Origin of the sequence: Parahoeflea olei, from assembly GCF_001703635.1 — a bacterium.
GTDB classification, from domain to species: Bacteria; Pseudomonadota; Alphaproteobacteria; order Rhizobiales; family Rhizobiaceae; genus Hoeflea; species Hoeflea olei.
This window is the reverse complement of record NZ_LQZT01000018.1, coordinates 1-6,914: the sequence shown is the minus strand read 5'-3', so window position 1 is coordinate 6,914 and position 6,914 is coordinate 1. Positions and strand designations below refer to the sequence as shown.

At 63.8% G+C, this 6,914-nt stretch carries 8 protein-coding genes; all 8 read left to right on the top strand.

Annotated elements, in window-relative coordinates:
• Nucleotides 1-508: PQQ-dependent sugar dehydrogenase (locus tag AWJ14_RS22830; protein ID WP_245304256.1), on the top strand; the 508-nt coding region annotated here is incomplete at its 5' end.
• Nucleotides 509-583: 75 nt separating this feature from the next.
• The gene (locus AWJ14_RS12420) at nt 584-1,075 is read left to right on the top strand and encodes a DUF1499 domain-containing protein (RefSeq protein WP_066179423.1); all 492 of its coding nucleotides are present in this window, start codon (nt 584-586) and stop codon (nt 1,073-1,075) included.
• 25 nt (nt 1,076-1,100) lie between these two features.
• Nucleotides 1,101-1,985, top strand: a complete 885-nt coding sequence (locus AWJ14_RS12415; protein ID WP_066179419.1) for a DMT family transporter — start codon at nt 1,101-1,103, stop codon at nt 1,983-1,985.
• Between the two features lie 299 nt (nt 1,986-2,284).
• The gene (locus AWJ14_RS12410; protein ID WP_066179416.1) at nt 2,285-2,527 is read left to right on the top strand and encodes a DUF1344 domain-containing protein; all 243 of its coding nucleotides are present in this window, start codon (nt 2,285-2,287) and stop codon (nt 2,525-2,527) included.
• A 280-nt stretch (nt 2,528-2,807) separates the two neighbouring features.
• Complete coding sequence (locus tag AWJ14_RS12405; protein ID WP_066179413.1) at nt 2,808-3,050, top strand: DUF1344 domain-containing protein; 243 nt, start codon at nt 2,808-2,810, stop codon at nt 3,048-3,050.
• Between the two features lie 367 nt (nt 3,051-3,417).
• Nucleotides 3,418-3,630 carry a cold-shock protein gene (locus AWJ14_RS12400; RefSeq protein ID WP_066179410.1) on the top strand — a complete coding sequence of 71 codons (213 nt, stop codon included), beginning with the start codon at nt 3,418-3,420 and terminating at the stop codon, nt 3,628-3,630.
• A gap of 347 nt (nt 3,631-3,977) precedes the next feature.
• Complete coding sequence (locus AWJ14_RS12395) at nt 3,978-4,448, top strand: BA14K family protein (RefSeq protein WP_066179407.1); 471 nt, start codon at nt 3,978-3,980, stop codon at nt 4,446-4,448.
• A 454-nt stretch (nt 4,449-4,902) separates the two neighbouring features.
• Complete coding sequence (locus AWJ14_RS12390; protein ID WP_066179404.1) at nt 4,903-6,738, top strand: methyl-accepting chemotaxis protein; 1,836 nt, start codon at nt 4,903-4,905, stop codon at nt 6,736-6,738.
• Nucleotides 6,739-6,914: the final 176 nt, after the last annotated feature.

Genomic DNA, 6,914 nt, shown 5'->3' with positions numbered 1-6,914 from the left:
ACTCTGGTCCAAGGGCCACCGCAATCCGCAAGGGCTCGACATCGATCCGCTCACCGGCCGGCTCTATTCGGTCGAGCACGGCGCGCGCGGCGGCGACGAGGTCAACCGTCCCGAGCCGGGCCGTAACTATGGCTGGCCGGTGATTTCCTATGGCCGCCATTACTCGGGCGCCGAAATCGGCGAAGGAACCGCAGCCGACGGCTACGAACAGCCCCTGCACTACTGGGATCCCTCGATCGCGCCGGGCGGCATGGCGGTCTATCGCGGCGAGATGTTCCCCGAATGGGACGGCGACCTGCTGGTGGCGGCGCTGAAATTCCAGCTTCTGGTCCGGCTTGACCTCGACGGCGAAACCGGCGAAGTGCTATCAGAGGAACGGATGCTCAAGGGCGATTACGGCCGTATCCGCGACGTCCACGTCGCCCCCGACGGCTCGGTGCTGCTGGTGACCGACGAGGACGATGGCGCGATCCTGAGACTGACGCGGACGCCCGACGCCATCGACTGAGGCATCCGCCATGCATTTCTGCCCGGCCCAGCCACGACCGGAGCCGGGCAAGCTCACAGGCTGGAGAAAACGCCGATGATCAAGACACTCGTGCTCGGCGCCCTCGGGATCATCGCCATTGCCGCCGTCGCCTTTGTCCTGATCGGGCGTGAGCGCAGCTGGGAACTGATCGCCGGCTCGCCGGACACCGGACCCCGCGATTTCAGCACCGATGGCCGCAGCTCTTCGCCCAATGACGCCCTGGCCTGTAGCCCGGGGCTCTGCAACGCACCGGATTTCGAGATAGCCCCGGTCGACGAGACGCCGGAAGCCGCGATCGCGCGGCTCGCAGACCGCTTGACCAGCATCGACAAGCTGGCGCACCGGGTGGATGACGGCAGCGATCCGCGCAAGGCGCGTTTCGTGACCTACTCGCCGACCATGCGCTTTCCCGATGTCATTCACCTCGAGGCCACGCCGCTCGATGACGGCCGCACCGGACTGATGGCCTATGCCGCCGCCCAGCTCGGCAAATCCGATCTCGGCAAGAACCGCGGCCGGCTCGAAGCGCTGTTCGCCCGCCCCTGAAGTTCCTCCCTGTCCGGACAGCCCCGTGTCGCGCCATCTCGCCAATCTCCTCTTGCTTTCGGCCGGCGCCATCTGGGGCGCGGGCTTCGTCGCGCAGTCGACCGCCATGGAGAGCATCGGCCCGTTCCTGTTCGTGGGCCTGCGCTTTCTCGTCGCCGCGCTGGTGCTGGCACCCTTTGCCTGGCGGGAAAGCCGCGCGGCGGACAAGCCGGTCTCGCCCGCCCACTGGAAAGGCTTCGGCATGATCGGGGTGACGCTGTTTCTCGCCATGGCGCTGCAGCAGCTTGGCCTGACCATCACCAATGTCACCAATTCCGGCTTTCTCACCGGCCTTTACGTGGTGTTCGTCCCCTTCATCACGCTGCTGGCGCTCGGCCAGAAGCCGCATCCGGTGATCTGGCCGGCGGTGGCGATGACCTTTGTCGGCATCTGGATGCTCGCCGGCGGCAATCTCGGCGCGCTCAACCGGGGCGACCTGCTCACCATCGGCTGCGCCTTCATGTATGCCGTGCAGGTGATCCTTGTCGGACGCTATGTGGAGCCAAGCGGACGGCCGCTGACCCTGTCCTTCGTTCAGTTCGCGCTGGCCGCCGTGCTGGGCCTCGGCACCGGCCTCGGGCTCGAAGCCGTCGATCCTGCGGCCGTTTCCGGGGCGCTGCCCGAAATTCTCTATGCCGGTGTCGTGGCCACCGGGCTCGCCTTCACCCTGCAGGTGATCGGCCAGCGCTACACCACCGCGCCGCAGGCGGCGATCTTTTTGTCGACGGAATCGCTTTTCGCCGCCTTGTTCGCGGCCATCCTGCTCGGCGAGCGGGTGCCGCTGCTCGGATATGCCGGCGGTCTGCTGATTTTTGCGGCCATCCTGCTGGCCGAACTCGGCCCGATGCGGCGCCCCCGCCCCACCGCCTGACATTATGCCGCATGGGTTGCATCCCGGTGTGATCGAAACCTGACATCGACAAATGCAGCCTTGCCACAATGGGGGCCGAACCGGGGCGTGAGCCACTCGTTTGCCGCCAAGGACTTTCTGCCGGATCCTGCCCGCGCGCGACCACAATACGGCTTCACCCGGACACATTGTGGCCAGATTATGTCATTGATATTGTTGCATTTATTCACGCCATGTGATTTGCAAAAGCCCCACCCGGCCCCCTATCTTAACCCTGCAAGCACCAATCACGGTGCGCAACCAACACAGGGAGACACCCCATGAAGAAGATTATCCTTACGGCCGCTTCGGTTCTGGCATTTGCAGGCGCAGCCTATGCGGCGGAAGCCGAAGGCGTGGTCAGCAACTACGACCCGGCGACCAAGATGATCATGCTTGAAAGCGGGGAAACCTTCACCGTCGCTGACGGCGTGGAAGTGGGCGACCTCCAGCCCGGCGGCAAGGTGACCATCACCTATGACGATGGCACCACCAACGCCACCGCCGTCACTCCCGCCGAGTAACCGGCCGGAGCTGCCGCGGCTGGTCGGACTTCACCATCCGGCCGGCCGCGCACCCAAACCCTTCCGTTTCAGGGCGTAGCAAGCACCCCGAAAACCGCCACGACTCCGACCCGATCGTGCCAAGATCGTGCCGCCTTACGCCTTGAAACAGATATCTTCATTCCACTTGTGAACCCAACAAGCCCGGCGCCTGTGACCGCCGTCCCCCCGCTGCTTTTCCCTGACCGACAGGTCTGCCGGCCGGCCGCGGACGGGAACCCAACCTATGGATAAGACTGAGATGAAAAAGATCGCCGCAATCGTCCTCGCTTCCGCTGCCATGATCTCGACCGCCTTCGCCGGCGAGATCCAAGGCGTGGTCAAGGCCGTCGATGCCGACACTGCCACCGTCGAGCTGGAATCGGGTGAAGTCTTCACCCTCGCTGAAGGCGTCGTGCTCCAAGGCATCGAAGCCGGCACCACGGTCAAGGTCGTGTTCACCGACGGCACCACCGAAGCAACCGAAGTCTCGGCTGTCCAGTAATGCAGTGCCCCTTGCCGGGTCGCCGATGGCGGCCCGGCAAGGCCGGTTGTCATGGCGCGACCATAAGTCATTAAAGTTTTGCTTGCCAATTCCAAACAAAACAATCATCTTTTAGGTGTTCGGGCAATTTGCGAACACGGGAAGACCAGAAACATGCGCGCCGGAGCCGCACAAAAGACTTCGGACGACTGCAACAAAAGCCGCCGGGCTTCAGGGTATCACGGCGGACAGTCGTTAAAATCAGGACCTTTCCAAATACTTCAAGAACTGCCTGCCATAACCCCCGCGCCAATGCGGGATATGACATGACTCTGCCTGACCGGAAAGCCCGCAGGGAGACCGGGAGGCAATCAAAGGACCTGACAGCATGGGTGAGACTGGTACCGTAAAATTTTTCAATGTCGACAAGGGGTTTGGTTTCATCAAGCCCGACAACGGCGGGGCGGACATTTTTGTCCACATCTCCGCTGTTCAGGCATCGGGAATGACGACGCTGGAAGAAAACCAGAAAGTGGCGTTTGACACCGAGCCGGATCGTCGCGGCAAAGGTCCGAAGGCGGTCAATCTGCGCCTCGCCTGAGCCGGCGATCGATTCCGGAACGCAAGGCCTACATGAGGCCCGGCGGCTGCGGCCGCCGGGCCTTTTGCATTCCTGCCCCCCGGCATTGCAGCCTCGCCGCAATGCCTGCTTCGCCAAATAGGGGGCTCCCCGGGCCGGTGATGCGAACCGCAGGGGCATTTCCTGCCTGCCACCGGGCCCGCATCGGTCGTCAGGCCTTGCCCGAGTGCGGCCAGATCCCTGCGCGCCCGGCACACCCGACCCAAGCGGGCGGCGGCGCATTCAGATCCCATTCAGCTTGGCCTTGATAGAGAGTGTGACACCGGGACCACCGGTCTTATCCAGTCCGCACCCGAAAGGACACGTCGATGAAAGCCATAGCAAAGACATTCGGTATCGCAGCCCTTGCCGCCGTCACCGCTCTCGCCCCGCTGACCACCGCAGCCAATGCGCGCGACGGCCACTGGAACCGGCAGCACCAGTCCTGGCAGGGGCCCGACCGCGGGCACAGCTATCGCGACCCTGGCCATCGCGGCCCTTACCGGCACGCGCCCGGCTATCGCTACCGCTCGGACCGCAGCGACAGGAACGACGCCATCGCACTCGGCATCATCGGTCTGGGCGCAGCCGTGATCATCGGCGGAGCCATCGCCAATGCCAACGCCAACCAGCCGCGGACGGCCTATCCGGCGCCGCCGGCCATGCCCGCCGCCGGCGGCTATGAGCCCTGGAGCGCGTCCTGGATGCGGTATTGCTCGAGCAAGTATCGCTCGTTCAACGCCTCGACCGGAACCTATCGCGGCTATGACGGCCAGGATCACTTCTGCGTCGCAGACTAATGCCTGTCGCGTTCAAATGTCTTCATTTGAACGACAACGACATGCATTCATTCAAGGTTTTACAGCGTCCTTTGCGCATCCGAACGGATGCGCAAAGGACGCTGTAGGCTGTGCGCGGCCAGGCCGTCCCGCCTGACGCCTTGAAGATGCGATGATCTTGAAGAAGGACGCATCTCTCCCGCGCCCCCGCGCATCACCGGCCCGGCCCTGCCGCGGCCGGTTTTGCGTTTCGTGCAGGCCGTGCGTGTCGGCCGCGCGCTGCCACGGCCGGCCTTTCCTTTAAAAATATCGCAAGAAGCGCATGTCTCCATGTATTTGCTTACGCGGGGTTAATACTCTTTTCTTAAAAAGCGCAGTGTGTGCGCATCCATCGACACCGGAATGACGGCTGACCTTTTGGTGGCCGCGCACTGCAGCAGCAGTTTCAGTATTCCCGTACTCCAAGAGCGCACACATGAAAAACCTAAAGATATCCCATCAGTTGTTCATCCTGATCGGCGCCCTCATGGTCGCCTTTTCTGTCGCCACCTTCTTCCAGATCCGGTCCGCCTCCGAAGCCATTTTCGAGGAGCGCAACGACATGCTGCGCACCCAGGTGGAGGCGGCGATCTCGACCATCAAGGCCTTCGACGCCCGGGCCGCGGCCGGCGAATTCTCGCGCGATGAAGCCGAGGCACAGGCCTTCGCGCTGCTGTCGCAGGTCAAGTTCGAGCCCAATGGCTACCTGTTCGGCATCAACTACGATGTCACCACCGTCTTCCACCCCAACCCCAAGCAGGTCGGGCTGAACTCGAAGGGACAGCCCGACAAGAGGGGCAACCTGTTCCGCGAGGAACTGCTCGAAAAGGGCCGTGCCGGCGGGGGCATCACCACCTATTTCTGGGAAAAGCCCGGCGACGCCAGCGGCGAAATCTACAAGAAGTCGGTCTACAGCCAGGCCTACGAGCCCTGGGGGCTGGTGGTGGCCACCGGCGTCTATGTCGACGACCTGCAGGCCCAGATCAATGCGATGATCATCAAGGCCATCACCATCGGCGCGATCGTCGCCGCTGCCGGCATTCTCGCAGCCCTGCTCGTCATCCGCGGCATCACCCGGCCGCTCAATGCCATTCACGGCGCGCTGCAAGCCGTGGCCGATGAGGATGTGTCGATCGCCATTCCCCACACCGACATGGGCAACGAGGTCGGCATGATGGCCAAGGCGACCAAGGAGCTGCAGGAAAAGGTGCGCGAGCGCCACGCCATGGCCCGGCGCCACGACGAGCAGCAACAGTTGCTCGACAGCGAACGCCAGCAGAACATCGACCTGCAGCAACAGGATGCCGCCCGCCAGGCCCGCGTGGTCAGCACCATCGGTGCGGCGCTCCAGGAGCTCGCCAAGGGCGACCTGACCGTACGCTGCGGCGATCTCGGCAGCAAATATGCCGCGCTCCGCGCCAGCTTCAACGATGCCCTGGCGATGCTGGAAGCCGCGATGGCCAAGGTCAACGCCAAGGGTGTCGACATCGGCGGCTCGAAGGACGACATCCGCCGCGCCTCCCACGAGCTGTCCCAGCGCACCGAACGCCAGGCGGCCAATCTGGAGGAAACCTCGGCCGCGCTCGACGAGCTGGCCGTGGCCGTGCGCCAGACCGCCGAGGGCGCAACCGAGGCGGCCAAGCGGGTCGGCTCGATCAGCACCGAGGCCACCAAGTCCGACACCATCGTCTCCGAAGCGATCGATGCGATGACCGGGATCGAGCAGTCCTCCGGGGAAATCACCAAGATCATCGGCGTGATCGACGAGATCGCGTTCCAGACCAACCTTCTCGCGCTCAATGCCGGCGTCGAGGCGGCGCGGGCGGGCGAATCGGGCCGGGGCTTCGCCGTGGTCGCCCAGGAAGTGCGCGAACTGGCGCAGCGCTCGGCCGCGGCGGCCAAGGAAATCAAGGCACAGATCTCGCATTCCTCCAGTCAGGTCCAGAACGGCGTGCAGCTGGTCGGTGAAGCCGGCGAAGCGCTCAAGCGGATTTCCGACCAGATCAAGGTGGCGAGCGAGATCGTCACCAAGATCGCCCATTCCGCGACCGAGCAGAACACCACGCTGTCCTCCATCGCCTCGTCGATGAACCAGCTCGACGTGGTCACCCAGCAGAACGCGGCCATGGCCGAGGAAACCACCGCCTCGGCGGAAGCGCTGGCGACCGACACCGAGAGCCTGCTGGAGCTGATCCGCAACTTCAAGGTGGCGTCGTCGCCCACGACCGCCGACCTTGGACGCATGGCCGAAACCATGCGCATGGCAAGCTGAGCCGCACCGCCGCAGCCAAGGCTCATCAAACGCAAAGGCCGCCGCGAGAGATCGCGGCGGCCTTTGCAATGTCACGGCGCTAATGCCTGTCGCGTTCAAATGTATTCATTTGAACGACAACGACATGCATTCATTCAAGGTTTTACAGCGTCCTTTGCGCATCCGGACGGATGCGC

What these genes read in the sequence shown, in the direction of transcription:
- AWJ14_RS12400 (WP_066179410.1), top strand. Translation starts at nt 3,418, where the DNA reads ATGGGTGAGACTGGTACCGTAAAATTTTTCAATGTCGACAAGGGGTTT.
- AWJ14_RS12410 (WP_066179416.1), top strand. Translation starts at nt 2,285, where the DNA reads ATGAAGAAGATTATCCTTACGGCCGCTTCGGTTCTGGCATTTGCAGGC.
- AWJ14_RS12395 (WP_066179407.1), top strand. Translation starts at nt 3,978, where the DNA reads ATGAAAGCCATAGCAAAGACATTCGGTATCGCAGCCCTTGCCGCCGTC.
- AWJ14_RS12390 (WP_066179404.1), top strand. Translation starts at nt 4,903, where the DNA reads ATGAAAAACCTAAAGATATCCCATCAGTTGTTCATCCTGATCGGCGCC.
- AWJ14_RS12405 (WP_066179413.1), top strand. Translation starts at nt 2,808, where the DNA reads ATGAAAAAGATCGCCGCAATCGTCCTCGCTTCCGCTGCCATGATCTCG.
- AWJ14_RS12420 (WP_066179423.1), top strand. Translation starts at nt 584, where the DNA reads ATGATCAAGACACTCGTGCTCGGCGCCCTCGGGATCATCGCCATTGCC.